This is a genomic window from Chromobacterium sp. FG89 (assembly GCF_057808735.1).
On record NZ_JBMDIQ010000013.1, the window covers coordinates 37,273 to 55,937 of the forward strand.

The 18,665-nt window shown below is 65.7% G+C and carries 16 protein-coding genes; 9 read left to right on the top strand and 7 right to left on the bottom strand.

The window, feature by feature from the left end; genetic code table 11:
• Positions 1–53: 53 nt before the first annotated feature.
• Positions 54–698, top strand: coding sequence for a TetR family transcriptional regulator (locus tag ACODRW_RS14175; RefSeq protein ID WP_227107964.1), 645 nt, complete (start codon positions 54–56; stop codon positions 696–698).
• A gap of 82 nt (positions 699–780) precedes the next feature.
• Entirely contained in the window at positions 781–1,683 is a 903-nt protein-coding gene (dapA, locus tag ACODRW_RS14180) for a 4-hydroxy-tetrahydrodipicolinate synthase (RefSeq protein ID WP_488906011.1), read from the top strand.
• Between the two features lie 76 nt (positions 1,684–1,759).
• Here the strand turns inward: dapA and ACODRW_RS14185 are convergent, their stop codons facing one another.
• Complete coding sequence (locus tag ACODRW_RS14185) at positions 1,760–2,260, bottom strand: YajQ family cyclic di-GMP-binding protein (protein WP_019099884.1); 501 nt, start codon at positions 2,258–2,260, stop codon at positions 1,760–1,762.
• A 55-nt stretch (positions 2,261–2,315) separates the two neighbouring features.
• Positions 2,316–3,197: a MurR/RpiR family transcriptional regulator gene (locus tag ACODRW_RS14190; protein WP_235088962.1), complete on the bottom strand. Its 882-nt coding sequence runs from the start codon at positions 3,195–3,197 to the stop codon at positions 2,316–2,318.
• A 299-nt stretch (positions 3,198–3,496) separates the two neighbouring features.
• Here ACODRW_RS14190 and ACODRW_RS14195 point away from each other — a divergent pair, with 299 nt between their 5' ends.
• From ACODRW_RS14195 to ACODRW_RS14220, 6 genes are all read left to right on the top strand, one after another.
• Positions 3,497–4,867, top strand: a complete 1,371-nt coding sequence (locus tag ACODRW_RS14195; RefSeq protein WP_488906012.1) for a glutamine synthetase family protein — start codon at positions 3,497–3,499, stop codon at positions 4,865–4,867.
• Positions 4,868–6,253, top strand: a complete 1,386-nt coding sequence (locus tag ACODRW_RS14200; protein ID WP_488906013.1) for an aldehyde dehydrogenase family protein — start codon at positions 4,868–4,870, stop codon at positions 6,251–6,253.
• A 4-nt stretch (positions 6,254–6,257) separates the two neighbouring features.
• Positions 6,258–7,418: an iron-containing alcohol dehydrogenase gene (locus ACODRW_RS14205; RefSeq protein ID WP_488906014.1), complete on the top strand. Its 1,161-nt coding sequence runs from the start codon at positions 6,258–6,260 to the stop codon at positions 7,416–7,418.
• A complete protein-coding gene (locus tag ACODRW_RS14210; protein WP_107799420.1) occupies positions 7,418–8,128 on the top strand; it encodes a gamma-glutamyl-gamma-aminobutyrate hydrolase family protein in 711 nt (236 codons plus the stop codon). Before ACODRW_RS14205 ends, ACODRW_RS14210 begins: the two co-directional genes overlap by 1 nt.
• Before the next feature lie 145 nt (positions 8,129–8,273).
• Complete coding sequence (locus ACODRW_RS14215; protein ID WP_199225871.1) at positions 8,274–9,812, top strand: amino acid permease; 1,539 nt, start codon at positions 8,274–8,276, stop codon at positions 9,810–9,812.
• A 100-nt stretch (positions 9,813–9,912) separates the two neighbouring features.
• Positions 9,913–10,551: a LysE family translocator gene (locus ACODRW_RS14220; RefSeq protein WP_488906015.1), complete on the top strand. Its 639-nt coding sequence runs from the start codon at positions 9,913–9,915 to the stop codon at positions 10,549–10,551.
• 76 nt (positions 10,552–10,627) lie between these two features.
• Here the strand turns inward: ACODRW_RS14220 and ACODRW_RS14225 are convergent, their stop codons facing one another.
• From ACODRW_RS14225 to ACODRW_RS14245, 5 genes are all read right to left on the bottom strand, one after another.
• Positions 10,628–10,831: a DUF2788 domain-containing protein gene (locus tag ACODRW_RS14225; RefSeq protein WP_019099892.1), complete on the bottom strand. Its 204-nt coding sequence runs from the start codon at positions 10,829–10,831 to the stop codon at positions 10,628–10,630.
• A gap of 114 nt (positions 10,832–10,945) precedes the next feature.
• On the bottom strand, positions 10,946–11,830 hold the full coding sequence (locus tag ACODRW_RS14230; protein ID WP_488906016.1) for a DMT family transporter: 885 nt from the start codon (positions 11,828–11,830) through the stop codon (positions 10,946–10,948).
• 57 nt (positions 11,831–11,887) lie between these two features.
• Positions 11,888–13,114 (bottom strand): argininosuccinate synthase, encoded by a 1,227-nt coding sequence (locus ACODRW_RS14235; RefSeq protein WP_474456347.1) that lies wholly within the window; start codon positions 13,112–13,114, stop codon positions 11,888–11,890.
• Positions 13,115–13,211: 97 nt separating this feature from the next.
• Positions 13,212–14,135, bottom strand: a complete 924-nt coding sequence (gene argF / locus ACODRW_RS14240) for an ornithine carbamoyltransferase (RefSeq protein ID WP_107799423.1) — start codon at positions 14,133–14,135, stop codon at positions 13,212–13,214.
• 192 nt (positions 14,136–14,327) lie between these two features.
• The gene (locus ACODRW_RS14245; protein WP_107799424.1) at positions 14,328–16,286 is read right to left on the bottom strand and encodes an aminotransferase class I/II-fold pyridoxal phosphate-dependent enzyme; all 1,959 of its coding nucleotides are present in this window, start codon (positions 16,284–16,286) and stop codon (positions 14,328–14,330) included.
• Positions 16,287–16,501: 215 nt separating this feature from the next.
• Here ACODRW_RS14245 and dinG point away from each other — a divergent pair, with 215 nt between their 5' ends.
• A complete protein-coding gene (gene dinG, locus ACODRW_RS14250; protein WP_253314920.1) occupies positions 16,502–18,628 on the top strand; it encodes an ATP-dependent DNA helicase DinG in 2,127 nt (708 codons plus the stop codon).
• The last annotated feature ends 37 nt before the right edge of the window (positions 18,629–18,665 follow it).

Sequence of the window (18,665 nt, forward strand, 5' to 3'; positions counted from 1 at the left end):
CCGTCTCCTCGCGCCGCGCTCGCGGCCATGACGAAAGTATAAGGAAAGCGGCGATGCGACATGTTCGGGTTTCCCCCACCGCGGCGCAGCAAGCCGAACAGGCCGCGCCGGCCACGCGCCGGCGTCCGCGCCAGTCGCGTTCGCGCGCCAGCCTGATCGCGCTGCAACAGGCCTTTGTTCAGGTTTTGCTCACGCGCGGCTACGCCAAAACCACGGTGCGCGAGGTGGCCGCCGTCGCCGGCGTGGCAGTCGGCACCTTTTATCAGTACGTGCGCAATATGGACGGCCTGGCCGCACTGTGCATCCATCAGCATGTGCACGCGCTGGCCGGCGCGCTGCGCCAATGCGCCGCCGCCCGCCGCGGCGCGGATCGTCGCGATATCGCCGCCGCGCTGCTGGCCTTGCAACTGGACACGATCCAACGCCAGGCGCCGGCCTGGAACGCGCTGTTCCTGCTGGAGCGCCGGGTCTCCCCGATGGACGCCTACCGCCGCCACTACCAGCAATACGTGGACATCTGGCGCGCCGCATTGGCCGCCGCCGCCGAGCCGCCGCCGCGGCTGGACGCCGCCGCGCGCATGGCTCACTGTCTTTGCTACGGAAGCATTTCGCAGACCTTGCTGACCCAAGGGCCGACCGCGGATCTCGCGGCCCTGCGCCCGGAACTGGAGGCGGCGCTCAAGGCCTGCCTGGGCTGAAACCGCGGGAAAGGCGTCGCAATAAGGAGTAGAATCGGCCGCAGCCGCCGCCAAGGCGGCCAAGAAGAACAAAGGAAGCAAAATGACAGAACATTGGGGCAAGGTGCTGACCGCCATGGTCACGCCCTTCGACGAAGCCGGCCGGCTGAATCTGGACGCGGCGCGGCAACTGGCCAGACATCTGGCGGCCAACGGCAGCGACGGCCTGGTGGTGGCGGCCACCACCGGCGAGGCGCCGACGCTGAGCGACGAGGAACGCCGCGATCTGGTGCGCGCGGTCAGCGAGGCGGTGACCATCCCGGTGCTGGCCGGCACCGGCAGCAGCCACACCGAACACGCGATCGCGCTGACGCGCGAGGCCGCCGGCCTGGGCGCCGCCGGCGTCTTCGTGGTCGGCCCCTATTACAACCGCCCGCCGCAAGCCGGCATCGAAGCCCATTTCCGCGCGGTGGCCGCGGCCACCCGGCTGCCGCTGATGGTCTACGACGTGCCGGGCCGCACCGGCCGCCGCATCGCCGCCGACGTGCTGCTGCGGCTGTTCCGCGAGGTGGACAATATCGTCGCCTTCAAGGACGCCACCGGCGACCCGGCCGCGGCGGCCGCGCTGCTGGCCGCCGCCGGCGAGCACTTCTCGCTCTACTCCGGCGACGACGCGCTGACCCTGCCCTTGCTGGCGGTGGGCGCGGTAGGCGTGGTCGGCACCTCCACGCACTGGACCGGGCCGGAGTTCGCCCGCATGATCGCCGCCTTCGAACAGGGCGACACGGCGCAGGCGCGGCGCATCAACGCCGGCTTGCAGGAATCCTTCGCCTTCTCCAACACCGACGCTTCGGTGTTTTCGATGTCGGTGAAAGCCATGCTGCGGGTGCAGGGTCTGCCGGTGGGCCAATGCCGGCTGCCGCTGCCGCCCACCGGCGCCGCCGAGGAGGAACAGGCGCGGCTGGTATGGGAGCGGCTGCAGCTGCGCCGCGCCGCCGCCTGTTAAAGCGGAACGGCAATGAAAAAAGGAGCCTGTCGGCTCCTTTTTTCATTTCACGCGTGTTCATGTCGCGCGGCGGCGTTCAATCGCGGAAGTTGTTGAACTGCAGCGGGAAGCCGTTTTCCTTGTCGTCGGCGATTTCCTTGCGCATCAGCGCGATGCATTCCTGCAGCACGTCGCGCTTGGCGCCGGACACGCGCACCGCTTCGCCCTGGATGCTGGCCTGCACCTTGAGCTTGGCGTCCTTGATCAGCTTGACGATTTTCTTGGCCAGGTCGGACTCCAGCCCTTCTTTCACCGTCAGCACTTTCTTCACCTTGTTGCCGCTGACTTTTTCCAGCTTGCCGTACTCCATGCAGCGCACGTCCACCCCGCGCTTGGACAGCTTGTTCACCAGAATGTCGTTGACCTGGTCCAGTTGAAACTCGGCGTCGGCGTACAAGGTCAGTTCCTTGTCTCCGGTTTCGATGCGGGCGTCGCTGCCCTTGAAGTCGTAACGGGTGGACACCTCTTTATTGGCTTGCTCCACGGCGTTGCGCACTTCCACCTTGTTCACTTCGGACACGATATCGAAAGACGGCATGAAATATTCCTAATAATGCTTGATGCCGACATTTTAGAGGCTGGCTCCGCCCTTGTCACTCGGCCGCCCGTTCGTTGCCCTCGCCGCCTTCGCCCAAACGCGCCCGCATCGCCTCCACCTCCTTGAGCCGGCCGCTGATGCGGTCCCAATGCCGCGCGTTCAAGGCGGCGATCACCGCGTCCACCAGCATCATCAGCGGCGTGTTGCTGTCCCAGCCGGCCGGTCCGGCGGTGTGCGCCGCCAAGGTGTAGCGCGCCACGCGCGCCACCGGCGACAGCCACTGATCCGTGAACAGCAGCACGCTGGCCTTGCGCTGCGCCGCCATTTCCGCGATGCGCAGCGCGTCGTCCCAGTAGCGGCGGATGTCGAAGATCACCAGCACGTCCGGCCGGCCCATGTCCACCAGCGAATCCGCCCAGCTTGCCGGCACCCCGCGCAAATGCACCACGTCCGGCCGCACCACTTTCAGATGGTGGCAAAGATAGGCCGCCAGCGGATCGGTCAACCGCCCGCCCAGCAGCCAGATCCGGTGCTTGCGCTCGCCCAGCAGGTCCACCGCGCCGTCGAACTCGGCGCGCGGCACCTGGGCCGCGGTCTGGCGCATCAGCTCGGCGATGCGCTCGGCGTGGCTGGCCAGAAAATCATGATCGCCCTGCAACTGTCCCGGATCATGGCGCATCAGCGGCGATTGCAAACGCAATTCCAGTTCTGCGCGCAGCGCGGACTGGAAGGCGGCGTAATTGTCGAAACCCAGCTTGCCGATCAGGCGCAGCACCGTCGGGCCGCTGACGTCGGCGCGCTGCGCCCATTGCGCGATGGTTTCCAGGCCGGCCACCGGATAGTTGGCCAGCAGCGCCCGCCCCACCTTGCGTTCGGTGGGGGTCAGCGCTTCGAACAGTGCGCGGACTTGCTCCGCGATCGAGCGGCTTTGGCTCATTCTGTTGCCCCTTTGGCGATGCACGACTGCCCTCGTGCCGCGCAGCATAACAGCGCCAGTGTAAAAACGGCATTGTGTCATTGCGCCCACACTGCCGCCCAGATTCTAATATTTATTACAAATTTGGCTTGATTCATTTTTTTTTAACGAATAATACTACCCAAACAACATGGCGGCGACAAAAAAGCAGCCCACAAGGCAGCGATAAATCACCGCCAAAACAGACAGTTGCAAGCCAGACGATGAACGCTCGGCCGGTATCGGGGAAGTTAGACCGCGGCAATCAGGGAGAGACAGCGATGGAAGCACGCGACGTAAAGACAATCGCGGATTTGAAGGTTTTGATCGAAGAACGCCGCCTGAGTCAGATCAAGGTGGGCCTGGTGGACATGGACGGGGTGATGTGCGGCAAATACATGTCGCGCGACAAATTCCTGTGCGCCCTGGAAGGCGGCTTCGGCTTCTGCGACGTGGTGTTCGGCTGGGACGTGGGCGACAAGTTGTACGACAACACCCTGCTCACCGGTTGGGGCCGCGGCTACGGCGACGCCGAGGTGCGGCTGATTCCCGAATCCTGCCGCGACCTGCCGCTGGAAGGCGATATGATCTTCGTCCAGGGCGAGGTGGTGGGCCGGCTGGAAAGCCTCTGTCCGCGCGGCCTGCTGCGCCGGGTGCTGGAGCGCGCGCGCGACATGGGCTTCGACGTGCTGGCTGGCTTCGAATACGAGTTTCTGGCGGTGGACGAAGACAACGACGCGCTGCAGCAGCGGCTGTACCAACACCCCAAGCCGCTGGGCAGCGGCGCCTTCGGCTACTCCATTCTGCGCAGCTCGGTGAACACCGACTTCTACCGCGCGCTGCTGGACCTGTGCGAACGGATGCAGATGCCGATCGAAGGCCTGCACGAGGAAACCGGACCCGGCGCGCTGGAAGCCGCGCTGTGCGTGGACAACGCCTTGCGCGCCGCCGACAACGCCGTCTGTTTCAAGACCTTCTCCAAGGTGCTGGCGGAGAAACAGGGCCGCATGCTCTGCTATATGGCCAAGTGGCACCAGGAGCAATCCGGCCAGGGCGGCCACATCCATATCTCGCTGCGCCGCCGCGACGGTGGCGACAGCGCCTTCCACCAGCCGGGCCGCGAACACGCGATCAGCGACGCGATGCGCCACTTCATCGGCGGCATCCAGCGGCTGATGCCGGAATTCATGAGCCTGGCCGCACCCACGGTCAACAGCTTCCGCCGGCTGGTGCCCGGCTATTGGGCGCCCACCAGCTCGCTATGGGGCGTGGACAACCGCACCGTGGCCATCCGCGCGATTCCCGGCAGCGCCAAATCGCAACGCGTCGAATACCGCCTGCCCGGCGCCGACAGCAACCCCTATCTGGCGCTGGCCAGCGGCTTGGCCGCCGGCCTCTACGGCATTGAACACCGGATCGAGCCGGAAGAACCGGTCAGCGCCAACGGCTATCTGCTGGACGCCCCGCCCCATTTGAAACTTCACCGCACCTTGTGGGAGGCCGCTCAGGCGCTGCGCGGCTCCGCCGCCGCCCGCGACTGGTTCGGCGACGACTTCGTCGATCACTTCGCCGCCACCCGCGAATGGGAGGAACGCGAGTTCCAGCGCCATGTCACCGACTGGGAATTGAAACGCTACTTCGAGATCATCTAAATGAGCGAAAACTACTCCGTCATCACCCCGCTGGACGGTTCCACCCTGCTGCAGCGCAGCTACACCAGCCCGGTCCAGACCCAGGCCGCGCTGGACGCCGCCCGCGCCGCCCAGGCCGGCTGGCGCGCCACGCCGCTGGCCGAACGCAAGGCCTTGATCGGCCGGGCGGTGGACTGGCTGATCGCCCACAAGAGCGACTGCGCCGACGCCGTCACCCGCCAGATAGGCCGGCCCATTCGTCAGTCCCCCGGCGAGATCGGCGGCCTGGCCGAGCGCGCGCGCCATATGCTGGACATCGCCGAGGAGGCCCTGGCCGACCTCCACCCCGCGCCCAAGCCCGGCTTCGAGCGCTGGCTGCGCCGCGAACCGCTGGGCACGGTGCTGGTGCTGGCGCCGTGGAACTACCCCTTCCTCACCGCCATCAACACTATCGCGCCGGCGCTGGCCGCCGGCAACTGCGTGCTGCTCAAGCATTCCTCGCAAACCCCGCTGATCGCCGATCTGTTCCGCCAGGCCTGCGCCGCCGCCGGCCTGCCCATCGGCGTGTTCCAGACCCTGGAGCTGGACCATGCCGCCACCTTGAAACTGACGGCCGCGCCGGAGATCGACTTCGTCGCCTTCACCGGCTCGGTGAGCGGCGGCCGCGCGGTGCAAAGGGCGGCCGCCGAGCGCTTCATCGGCGTCGGCCTGGAACTGGGCGGCAAGGACCCGGCCTATGTGCGCGCCGACGCCGACCTGCCGGCGGCGATAGAAAACCTGGTGGACGGCGCTTTCTTCAATTCCGGCCAGTCCTGCTGCGGCATCGAGCGCATCTATGTGCAGCGCCAGCGCTACCGCGACTTCGTTGACGGCTTCGTCGAGCTGACCCGGACCTATCGCTTCGGCCATCCGCTGGACCCGGACACCAATCTGGGGCCCATGGTGCGCGCCGGCGCCGCAGACTTCGTGCGCGGCCAGATCCAGGCGGCGCTGGCCGCCGGCGCACGCGCGCTGATTCCGGCCGGCCATTTCGCCGCCGACGCGCCGGGCAGCGCCTATCTGGCGCCGCAGGTGCTGGTGGACGTGGACCACGCCATGAGCGTGATGCGCGAGGAAAGCTTCGGCCCGGTCATCGGCATCATGGCCGTGGACTCCGACGAGGAGGCGCTGCGGCTAATGAACGACAGCGCCTACGGCCTGACTGCCTCGATCTGGACTGCGGACCGCGATGCCGCCGTCCGCCTGGGCCAGCAACTGGAGACCGGCACCGTGTTCATGAACCGCTGCGACTACCTGGACCCGGCGCTGGCCTGGACCGGGGTCAAGGACACTGGCCGCGGCGTGTCCTTGTCCGTGTTGGGCTATCAGCAGCTGACCCGGGTCAAATCCTTCCATCTCAAGGGGTAAGGCGATGCAACTGCAAGGCAACTGGAATTATCCGACCAGCATCCGCTTCGGCGCCGGCCGCGCCGCCGAACTGCCGGCGCTGTGCCGCGAACTGGGCATGCGCCGCCCGCTGCTGGTCACCGACCCCGGCCTGGCCCGGCTGCCAATGCTGGCCCGGCTGCGGAGCTTGCTGAGCGACGCAGGCCTGGAGACGGCCTTGTTCAGCGATATGCGCCCCAATCCGGTGGGCCGCGACGTCGACCCCCGCGTCGACGCCTTCCGCGACGGCCGCCACGACGGGGTGGTCGCCGTCGGCGGCGGCAGCGCGCTGGACGTTGGCAAGGCCATCGCTTTGATGTCCGGACAAAAACGCCCGCTGTGGGACTTCGAGGACGTGGGCGACAACTGGCTGCGCGTCGATCCCGCCGGCGTCGCGCCCACGCTGGCGGTGCCCACCACCGCCGGCACCGGCTCCGAGGTGGGCCGAGCGTCCCTGATCATCGACGAAGCCGCGCATCGCAAGGTCATCATCTTCCATCCGGCCATGCTGCCCAAGCTGGTGCTGGCGGACCCGGAACTGACCGTCGGCCTGCCGCCGGCGCTGACCGCCGCCACCGGCGTCGACGCGCTGGTGCACAATCTGGAAGCCTTCTGCTCCCCGTTCTATCACCCCATCGCCCAGGGCGTGGCGCTGGAAGGCATGCGGCTGGCGCACGACTGGCTGCCGGCGGCCCACGCCGACGGCGGCAATCTGGAAGCCCGCGCCCAAATGCTGTCCTGTTCCATCATGGGCGCCACCGCCTTCCAGAAAGGCCTGGGCGGCGTGCACGCGCTGGCGCATCCCATCGGCGCGGTGTTCGACACTCACCACGGCCTGGCCAACGCCGTGCTGCTGCCCTATGTGCTGGTGCGCAACCGGCCGGCGATAGCCGAACGGTTGAGCGCCGCCGCCCGCTACCTGGGCCTGGCCGACGCCGGCTTCGACGGTTTCCTGGCCTGGGTGCTGCAATTGCGCGCCGGCCTGGGCATTCCGCACACCCTGGCGGAGATCGGCATCGGCGCGGACGCCGCCGCCGACATCGGCCGCATGGCCAAGGCCGACCCCAGCGACGGCGGCAACCCCTTGCCCCTGTCCGCCGACGACTACCGCGCGATCTTCCTCGCCGCGCAGCAAGGCAGGCTGTGATGAGGCGCCCGCTGATCGGCCTGACCACCTACCCGGCCACGCCCGAGCACGGCTACCACACGCCGCTGGAATACGTGGCGGCGGTGGTGCGCGCCGGCGGCGCGCCGGTGCAATTGCCGGCGCTGGGCCCGGAGATGGTGGACGGCTGGCTGGACAAGCTGGACGGCGTGGTGCTGATCGGCGGCGGCGACATCGATCCGGCCCGCTTCGACCGCGACGGCCACCCGACCATTTACAACCTCAGCCCGGAGCGCGACGCCACCGAAATCGCGCTGGCGCGCGCGCTGCTGCAGCGCAAGCTGCCGACGCTGGCGATCTGCCGCGGCCTGCAAATCCTCAACACCGTGCTGGGCGGCAGCCTGCACCTGCACCTGCCGGACGTGGTGGGCGAGGCCGTGCCCCATCGCGCGCCGCCGCGCGTGCCGACGCCGCACCCGGTGCGCGTCGCCGCCGATTCCTGCCTGGCGGGCCTGATCGGCACCGAAGTCCTCACCCAGTCCTGGCACCACCAGGCGATAGACCGCCCCGGCCACGGCGTGGTGCCGGTGGCCTGGGCGCCGGACGGCGTGATCGAGGCGATAGAAATCGCCGACTTTCCCCAGTTGATCGCGGTGCAATGGCACCCCGAGCTCTCCGCCGAGCGCGACAGCGGCCAGCAAAGGCTGTTCGACGCGCTGGTCACCATGAGCGGAACGCCGCCGCCCGGCTGAGCGCCGCCGCGCCTCGCTTCTGAAATAGACACGAAGCCCGGATCACCGGGCCAGGGCCCGGCCGGCCTCCGCCGCCGTTCGGGCGCCGGCGCGTACGCGCGCCTAGGCGGAAAACCACAGACATGCACAATGAGAGAGGAACATCATGGAACCAGTTCGGCATGAGTCCGCGCCCGTCGGCGAGGACGAGAAACTGTTGCACAGCATGGGTTACGCTCAGGAGTTGTCCCGACGCATGAGCGGCTTTTCCAACTTCGCCATCTCCTTTTCCATCATCTGCGTGCTGGCCGGCGGCATCACCGCCTTCCCGGCCGGACTCAGCGCCGGTGGCGGCGCGGCCATCGGCATAGGCTGGCCGGTGGGCGCGCTGTTCGCCGCCATCGTCGCCGCGGCCATGGCCCAGATCGCCTCCGCCTACCCCACCGCCGGCGGGCTTTACCACTGGGCGTCCATTCTGGGCGGCAAGGGCCTGGGCTGGACCACCGCCTGGATCAATCTGCTGGGACTGATCTTCGTCACCGCCGCGGTCAATTTCGGCGTTTACGACCCCTTCTTCAAAACCCTGGTCGCGCCGCTGCTGGGCCTGAATCCGGAACAGCTGGGCTGGGGCCATCAGACCTTGTTCCTCGCCGTGGTGGCGCTGAGCCAGGCCTGGCTCAACCATCTGGGCATCAAGCTCACCACCCGGCTGACCGATCTGTCCGGCTATCTGATCTTCGTCGTCACCCTGGCCCTGGTGGTGTCGCTGCTGATCTACGCGCCTGGACCGCTGGACTTCTCCCGCCTGTGGACCTTCCACAATTACAGCGGCGCCGACGGCGGCGCCTGGCCGCGGATGGACAATACGGTGATGGTGTTCCTGGCCGGCCTGCTGCTCACCGTCTATACCCTGACCGGCTACGACGCCTCCGCCCACACATCGGAGGAGACCCGCGAAGCGGCGCGCAATGTGCCCAAGGGCATCTTGCGCTCGGTGCTGTGGTCCGGCGTGTTCGGCTATCTGATGATCTGCGCCTTCGTGCTGGTGCTGCCGGACCTGGGCGCTGGAGTCAAGGCCGGCATGGGCTTTTTCGATCTGCTGCTGAGCGCGCTGCCGCCGGCCTTGAAGGCGGCGCTGGGCATAGGCATCTTTCTGGTCAACTATCTGTGCGGCCTGGCCTGCCTGACCTCCACCTCGCGCATGATGTACGCCTTCGCCCGCGACGGCGGCCTGCCGGCCTCGCGCTGGCTGCGCCAGGTGCATCCGCAACACCGCACTCCGGGCCCGGCGATCTGGGTCAGCGCCGCGCTCGCCATCGCCGCCACCTTGTACGGCGACGCCTTCCTGGTGCTGTCCACCGGCGCCGCGGTATTCCTGTACATTTCCTACATCCTGCCGTCCGCCGCCGGCCTGTTCGCCGAGGGCCGCAGCTGGACCCACAAGGGGCCGTTCGATCTGGGCCGGGCGTCCAAACCCATCGCCGCGCTGGCCACGCTGGGCGGCGCGGTGCTGGTCTTCGTCGGCATCCAGCCGCCGAATGAGAAGGTTCTGTACCTGACCGTCGCGCTGCTGCTGGTGCTGGCCTTGTTCTGGTTCGCGCTGGGCGTGCGCAAGCAATTCAAGGGACCGCCCACCGGCCAGCGCATCCAGGGCCATCAAGCGCATATCCGCGAAATCGAAAGCGCGCTGGACGAGGCCGGCTGAACGCGCAGTCCAAAGGGAGACCGGCGCGGCCGGACAAAGCGCTTGTCTCCCGGCGGCAAATGCGGAATCATCCGGACACGAACCACCGCCAGAGAAGCCCATGCTCGTCACCCCGGAACAATTGCTCGCCTTCACCGCCGCCGCGATGCTGATCACGCTGTCGCCCGGCCCGGACAATCTGATGGTGCTGAGCCAGGGCATCGCCCGCGGCCGCCGCCAGGGCATGGCCTTCGGCCTGGGCTGCGCCTTGGGCTGCCTGAACCACACGGTGCTGGCCGCGCTCGGCGTCAGCGCGCTGATCGCCGCCTCCCCGCTGGCCTTCACGCTGCTGAAGTTCGCCGGCGGCGGCTATCTGATCTATCTGGGCTGGCAGGCGCTGCGCAGCCCCGGCGCCAGCTTCCAGGCCGGCGCCGCCGGGCGGGACGCCGCGCCGCTGGCCGCCACCTTCCGCAAAGGCCTGATCGCCAATGCGATCAACCCCAAAGTGGTACTGTTCTTCCTCGCCTTCCTGCCGCAATTCGTCAACCCGGCTCAGGGTCCGGCCGGGCTGCAGATCGCCGCGCTCGGCCTGGTCTTCACGCTGCAAGGCGCGCTGATCTTCGGCTGCCTCGGCTATTTCTCCGGCACCATCGGCCAATGGCTGTCCAAGAGCCGCCGCACCAGCCAGTGGCTGGACCGCATCGCCGGCAGCGTGTTCATCGCGCTGGGCTTGAAGCTGATACTGGACCGCGGTCACTAGAGGCGTCGCACGCTTTCCGTAGGCGATAAAAAAGCCGGCAAGCGCGCTTGCCGGCCGTTCGCTGTCTCGCGAGCCTTCATTTCTGGATCAGGAACTCCACCAGCACGTTCTTGAACAGGAAGCCGGACACGCCGAAGCCCAGCACCAGGAACAGGATGAACATGCCCATCTTGCCGGCCTGAGCCTTCTTGCCCAGGTCCCAGATGATGAAGCCCATGAAAATGATCAGGCCGCCCAGGCACACGATCATGGAAATATTGGTGAATTGTTCTTCCGACACTTGTTATCCTTTGCATCCACAGCAGATCACGGACCGGCGGGGTCTTAGCGATGCGCCCCGCCTGGCCGTAATAAGATACTCGCCATCGCTCTCCGGCTCAATGCCCGCGCGCGCCTATCGGCGCCAGCGCAACCTCTGCAACACCAGGGCGACGCCCAGCGCGGCCAACAACATGCCGCCCACCGCCAGCAGACTCAATTGCTCGTCGAACAGCCACCAGGCCTGCACCGCGGCCAGGCCCGGCGTCAGGTAGAAATAGCTGGCCACCTTGCTGACATCGCCGTCTTTCAGCATGCGCATCAGCAGCAGGATGGCGAGCACCGACAGCGCCAGCACGCTCCAGCCCAGGGCCAGCGCCAGTTGCGCGTTCCAGTGGATGGCCTCGCCGCGCTCCAGCCCCAGGGCCAGCGCGCTGGTAATCAGGAAGGCCGCCAGGTATTGATGGAAGGCGCCGGTCAGCGGATGCACGCCCTGGCCGAAGCGTTTCTGGTACAAGGTGCCGGCGGTAATCGCGCACAAGGCCAGCGCGGTCAGCCACAGGCCGGGATTGGCGCCTAACTGCAAGCCCTTGCCGCCCAGCACCACCAGCAGCGCGCCGCCAAAACCTATCGCCAGGCCCAGCCATTGCATGCGGCTCAGCCGCTGCTCGCCCATCAGCCAGCTCAGTATCGCAGTCAGTATCGGCTGCAGGCCGACGATCAGCGCGGTGATGCCGGCCGGCACCGCCAGCTTGATGCCGGCGAAGCTGGCACCCAGATAAAGGCCGTGCAGCATCGCGCCGCAAGCCCATTGGTGCTTGGCCGCCGCCAGCCCGGGCCAAGCGGGCCGGAAGCAGGCGATCAGCGCGCCGAAGCACAGCAGGGTCAGACCCATCCGTATCGCCAAAAAGGTGAACGGGCCGATGAAAGGCAGGCCCAGCTTGGCGCCGATGAAGCCGGTGCTCCACAGCAGCACGAAGGCCCAGGGGATCCAGGCATTGGATCGATGATTGGTTTCCATATTTTGCGTCATTAAAAAAAGCCCCCTGCGGGGGCTTTGGGGGTCCAACGCGGCGCTTTAGCCGCGTTTCTGTTTGGCGTTGCCGGCAATCCGCATCCGCAACGCGTTCAGGCGGATGAAACCGGCCGCGTCGGCGTGATTGTAGGCGCCGCCGTCTTCGTCGAAGGTGGCGATGGCGGGGTCGAACAGCGAGTCGGTCTTGGATTCGCGGCCCACCACGATCACATTGCCCTTGTACAGTTTCAGCCGCACCCAACCGTTGACCGTGGCCTGGGAGGCGTCGATCATGCCTTGCAGCATCAGGCGCTCCGGACTCCACCAGTAGCCGGTGTAGACCAGCTTGGCGTACTTGGGCATCAGTTCGTCCTTCAGGTGGGCCACTTCGCGATCCAGGGTGATGGATTCGATCGCGCGGTGCGCCTTCAACATGATGGAGCCGCCCGGGGTTTCGTAGCAGCCGCGGGACTTCATGCCCACATAGCGGTTTTCCACGATGTCCAGCCGACCGATGCCGTGCTTGCCGCCCAGGCGGTTCAGCTCGGTCAGCACCTGGGCCGGGCTCATCGCCACGCCGTTGATCGCGGTGATGTCGCCCTTCTCATAGCTCAGCTCGAGGTATTCGGCCTGGTCCGGCGCGTTCTCCGGGCTCACCGTCCACAACCACATATCTTCTTCCGGCTCCGCCGCCGGGTCTTCCAGCACCGTGCCTTCATAGGAGATGTGCAGCAGGTTGGCGTCCATCGAATACGGGCTGCCGCCGTTCTTCTTCTTGCTGATGTCGATGCCGTGGGTTTCCGCGTAGTTCAGCAGTTTTTCCCGCGACAGCAGATCCCATTCGCGCCACGGCGCGATCACCTTGACGTCCGGCTTCAGCGCGTAATAGCCCAGTTCGAAGCGCACCTGATCGTTGCCCTTGCCGGTGGCGCCGTGAGACACCGCGTCGGCGCCCACCTGATTGGCGATCTCGATCTGGCGCTTGGCGATCAACGGCCGCGCGATCGAGGTGCCCAGCAGGTACTCGCCTTCGTAAACGGCGTTGGCGCGGAACATCGGGAACACGAAATCGCGGACGAACTCCTCGCGCAGATCGTCAATGAAGATGTTTTCCGGCTTGATGCCCAGCGACACCGCCTTCTTGCGCGCCGGTTCCACTTCTTCGCCCTGGCCGATGTCGGCGGTGAAGGTCACCACCTCGCATTGATAGGTATCCTGCAGCCACTTGAGAATTACCGAAGTATCCAGACCGCCGGAATAAGCCAGTACCACTTTCTTGATGTCAGACATTTTGTATTCTTTCAAATCCATTGATTTCCGGATCCGGCCCGCGCCTGGCGCGGCCTTGCCGAATCGCGTAAACGGCGGGCTCGCCCGCGTCGTCAGTTCAGTCGTAGCGCTGGCCCAGCAGCAGGAACTCGATCAGCGCCTTCTGCACGTGCATGCGGTTTTCCGCCTCGTCCCAGACCACGCTCTGCGGCCCGTCTATCACCGCGGCGGCCACTTCCTCGCCCCGGTGCGCCGGCAAACAGTGCATGAACAAGGCGTCCGGCTTGGCCAGCTTCATCAGCTCCGGCGTCACTTGGTAGTCGCGGAAGGCTTCCAGCCGCGCTTCCTTCTCCGCCTCGAAACCCATGCTGGTGAACACATCGGTGGTCACCAGGTCCGCGCCGGTCGCCGCATGGCTGGCGCTGTGGCTGGGTTCGAAGTGCTCGGGGCCGTAATGCTGGCCGTCCAAGGCCTTGAGCTCGAAGCCCACCGGCGTCGCCACCTTGAGCTTGAAGCCCAGGATGCGAGCCGCCTGCAGCCAGGTGCGGCAGACATTGTTGCCGTCGCCTATCCAGGCCACGGTCTTGCCCTTGATCGAGCCGCGCTGCTCGATATAGGTGAAGATGTCCGCCAGAATCTGGCACGGGTGGTATTCGTTGGTCAGGCCGTTGATCACCGGCACCTTGGAATGCGCGGCCAGCCGCTGCACCAGCGCCTGCTCATAGGTGCGGATCATGATGATGTCGCTCATCCGGGACAGCACGCGGGCGGTGTCCTCAATGGGCTCGCCGCGGCCCATCTGCGAGCTTTGCGAGTCCAGGAACATCGCGTGGCCGCCCAGTTGCGCCATGCCCGCTTCGAAAGAAACGCGGGTGCGGGTGGAGTTCTTCTCGAACACCATGGACATCACCTTGCCGACGAGCGGCTGGTACAGCTGGCCGTCGCTACGTCGTCGTTTCAGGACCTTGCTGCGCTCGAAGAGATGGCGGTATTCCTCGTGGGTCAGGTCGCTGAATTGCAAGTAATGCCTAGGGGACGTCATGGTGCTCCATTTCAAAAAAAAAGCCACCGCGCGTTCGACACCGTTTCAGTGTCCTTCATGCGCGATGGCACATTACTACACGCTGGTCTCAAGTCATTCACAGGCGTCGCAAGCATGCCTACGCAAAGCGCATGATTTACATAATTGCGACAAGACTTATATTTATCGGAAATCAGCCTGTCTGACAAGCATTCATTTGAACAAGGCGCGTCCAGGCAGTTGCGCCAGCTCCCCTTCTTTGAGCACTCGCAGCAAAAACTCGCCGCCATCCTCGGCCAAGCCGTGCATTTCTATGGATTTCTGGGTTTTTTGCAGCCGCGCCAAATACGCGAGAATGGTGTCGTCTATCACCTGGCCGGGCACCAGCACCGGAATGCCGGGCGGATACGGCACGATCTGGTCGCAGCAGACCCGTCCGACCAGGGCTGCGTTGGGGCGGCCGTCGTCGTCCAGCAGCGGCAAGCGCTCGCCGGCCTCGTAAAAAGCGTCGCGCGGCAAGCTGGCCAGACGGGAGAAACGCGGAATCTCCGGCATCCTTCCCAGCGGTCGCGGCGGACGCTTTTCCTTGGCCAAACGCAGCATGGCGTCATACAGCCGCGACACCTTGCTGCGGGTGGTACCCAGGGTCAGCAGCAGGGTGATGGTGCTGAACGTGGATTTCTCCACCTGGATGTTGTAGCGCTCGAACAGCGCCTGCTGCAATTCGTCCGCGGTGAAGCCGGACTGGGTGATGTCCACGGTCAGCTTGGTCGGGTCCAGCTGGATGCCGTCCTCCCTCACCTCCTCCGGCAATAGGTCCGACAGTTCCAGCACCCGGAAAGCGCCGGTGGAGTTGATCTTGTCGCGCAACTCCTGCGCCAGTTTCAGCGTGCGGTCCAGCAGCCGGTAGCCCTCCATCACCGCCTGTTTGCGCGCCACGTCCAGGCTGGCGATCAGGTTGTACTGCGGGCTGGTCGACGCGTGCATATTGAAGTTCTCGCGGAACAGATGCGCGTCGAAGCCGGGGTCGTTGACGTGGATCATGCTGGCCTGGGAGAACGCCGACAGCACCTTGTGCGTGCTCTGGGTCACATAGTCGGCGCCGGACTCCAGCGCCGTCGGCCGGAACGCCGGGTGGAAACGGGCGAAGCCGTACCAGGCCTCGTCGACGATGACCTTGATGCCCTGCTCGTGCGCGGCTTCGATGATGGGCTTCAGATCGTAACGCAGCCCGTCGTAGGTGCAGGAGGTCAGGATCAGCACCCGCGCGTCGGGGTTGGCGTCGATCGCGGCGAAGATGGTTTCCTTGGGCACCGGTCCGAAAATGCCGAACTGCTTGTTGATCGAGGAATCCAGATACACCGGCAGCGCGCCGGACAGAATCACGCCGTGATGCACCGATTTGTGACAATTGCGGTCCAGCAGCAGCTTGTCGCCGGGCGCCAGCAAGGTCTGGAAGATCACCTTGTTGGAGGTGGAGGTGCCGTTGGTGGCGAAGTAGGTGCGCTTGGCGCCGAAGGCCTTGGCCGCCAGCATCTGCGCCTCCTCTATCACCCCGGTGGGGTGCAGCAGCGAATCCAGCATCGGCACCGACACCGACAGGTCGGCGCGCAGCATGCTCTCGCCGACGAAATCATGGAAATCGCCGACCCAGGGGCTGCCTTTCAAGGAGTCGCCGCCGGAATGGCCCGGCGTGTGCCAGGAATCCTTGGCCATGCGCACGTATTGCTTGAGCTTGTCGTAGAACGGCGTTGCCGACTTTTCCGCCAGCTCCGCCGACAGAATGCGGAACCAGCCGTGGAAATCCAGCTCGTCGCGGTAGAAATAGCCGTCCACCGCGTGGCTGGCCAGGTCTTCCACCAGCGCGCGCTCGTCGTCGTCGAACAATAAGACATACAGCGAAATTTCCGGACGGAAGGCGCTGATGCGGTTGGCCAGCTGCGCCGCCGCCTGACTGACGCCCTTCTCCTGCAACTGCTTGTCCACCAGCACCACCTGGACGTCGCCGTCTCGGGCGATCTGATCCAGCGCGTCCTGACTGCGCGCGACGCCGACGAAAGTCAGGCCGTAGGGGTTTTCCAGCCGCACAGCGGCGGCGCCCAGGCCGGCCAGCACATCGGCCTGCCATTTGGCGTCGTCGCTGACCACCAGCACTCGGCTAACGGGTGTCATGATCGGGTTTCTCCTGTTGATATTGCTTTGCGCTGTTATTGATGGATTTGTCTGCCTAAGTCGCTCGCGCAATTTCGCTTGTTTTTATATTTGCCTATCCTATCCACATCCGCGCGTCGCCGTCATTTTGCAGTCGCACATCAGGATTTCCCCATATTCGACGCCCGGCTTGGCGCGGCCAGACAAGGCCGCCCCCTTGCGGTACAATCGCCGCCATGCTGACCCCTGCTGAAAAAGACGCGATTCGCGACCATTACCGGACCATAGCCGACAACTTGCCGGGCTTCCGCCCGCGCGCCGCGCAACGCCGCATGCTGGCGGAGATCGCCAACGCGCTGTCGCGCAGCAAGGACAAGGAAGGCGACGACTGGCCGGAGCGCGCCGGCGAAAGCATCGCCGTGATCGAAGGCCCCACCGGGGTCGGCAAAAGCCTGGCCTATCTGCTGGCCGGCGGCGTGATGGCCAAATCCCGCGCCAAGAAACTGGTGGTCACCAGCGCCACCGTCGCCCTGCAAGAGCAGCTGGTCAACCGCGACCTGCCCTTCGTTGTCGAAAACAGCGGCCTGCCGCTGACCTTCGCCCTGGCCAAGGGCCGCGGCCGCTATCTGTGTCCGCAGCGCATTTACGCGCTGACCGCCGAGAACGCCCAAGGCCAGCTGCTGGACCTGGACCCGACGCTGGCGCTATGGGACCGCAAGCCGGAAGCCGGCGAAATCGAAACCCTGCGCCAGCTGGCCGACGCCTTCTATTACCGCCGCTGGAACGGCGACCGCGACGCCTGGGAAAGCGTGATAGAGGACGGCCTGTGGTCGCGCGTCACCAACGACCGCCACGGCTGTTTGAAAGCCGCCTGTCCCAACCGGCCGGAATGCCCGTTCTATCTGGCGCGCGACGTGCTGGAAAACGTGGACGTGGTGGTGGCCAACCACGACCTGATGCTGGCCGACGTGTCCATGGGCGGCGGCGTCATCCTGCCGGCGCCGGAAGAAAGTTACTACTGTATCGACGAGGCGCACCACCTGGCCAAAAAGGCGGTTAACCAGTTTTCCGCCGAACATTCGCTGGCTCAGGCCATGTCCTGGCTGGACAAAGTGGCCGCCGCCGCCATCCGCGTGGAGGCGCTGACCGACAAGGTGGACATCGTCAGCCAGGCGATAGAAGCCGCCAGCGCCTGTTCCGAAACGCTGACCGAGTGGCTGTGGCTGCTGGAGGGCGAAGACGCGCTGGCCGCCTCCAGCGACAATCTGGAGCCCACCTGGCTGATAGAGGACGGCGTGCTGCCGGAACGCTTCCAGGGCCCCACCGCCAATATGGCCACATCGGCGCGCTCGCTGTTCAAACAGCTGAGCCTGCTAACCGACGCGCTGGGCGAGGCGCGCAAGGACAAGGGCGGCGAAGCGGCGCAAGTCGACAAGACCGCCTCCGACCTGGGCTTTCTGACCGCGCGCGCCGAGCAACTGCTGGCGGTGTGGGAGTTGTTTGAAAAAGAAACCGAGCCCGCCAGCCCGCCCATCGCCAAATGGATCACCCGCCGCGCCGAGGGCAAGGGCGATTACCTGTTCTCCGCCTCGCCAGTCAGCGCCGCCGCCAGCCTGGCCGCCACGCTGTGGCGCCGCGCCGCCGGCGCCATCCTGACCTCGGCCACGCTGCGCTCGCTGGGCGAATTCGACCTGCTGCTGTCGCAGACCGGCCTGAAATGGATGCCGGAAGTCAGCTGCGTGGCGCTGGATTCCCCTTTCAATTTCGACGAGCAGGGCGAGCTGTATCTGCCGCCGATGCTGGCCAGCCCCAAGGACGCCGGCGGCCATACCCGCGAAATCGTGGAATGGCTGCCCAAGCTGATCGATGTGAAAGAACCGGTCGGCACCCTGGTGCTGTTCTCCTCCCGCAAACAAATGCAGGAGGTCGCCGCCGGCCTGCCGGCCGCGCTGCGCGAGCGGCTGCTGATTCAGGGCGAAATTCCCAAGAGCCTGCTGATCGAGCAACACCATCAGCGGCTGAAACAGAGCGAACCCAGCGTGATCTTCGGCCTGGATTCCTTCTCCGAAGGCCTGGACCTGCCCGGTGAAAGCTGCGTGCACGTGATTATTGCCAAACTGCCGTTCGCGATGCCGGACGATCCGGTAGGCAAAACCCTGTCGCGCTGGATAGAAAAACGCGGCGGCAATCCCTTCATCGAGATCACGGTGCCGGAAGCTTCGATCAAGCTGGTGCAGGCCGTGGGCCGGCTGATCCGCACCGAACGCGACTACGGCCGCGTCACCATTCTGGACAACCGCTTGCAAAAACAAAGCTACGGCAAGCGGCTGCTCGCCTCGCTGCCGCCATTCAAGCGCATCTGATTTTCGGGTAAAATACTAAATATTCAGCAACAAACAA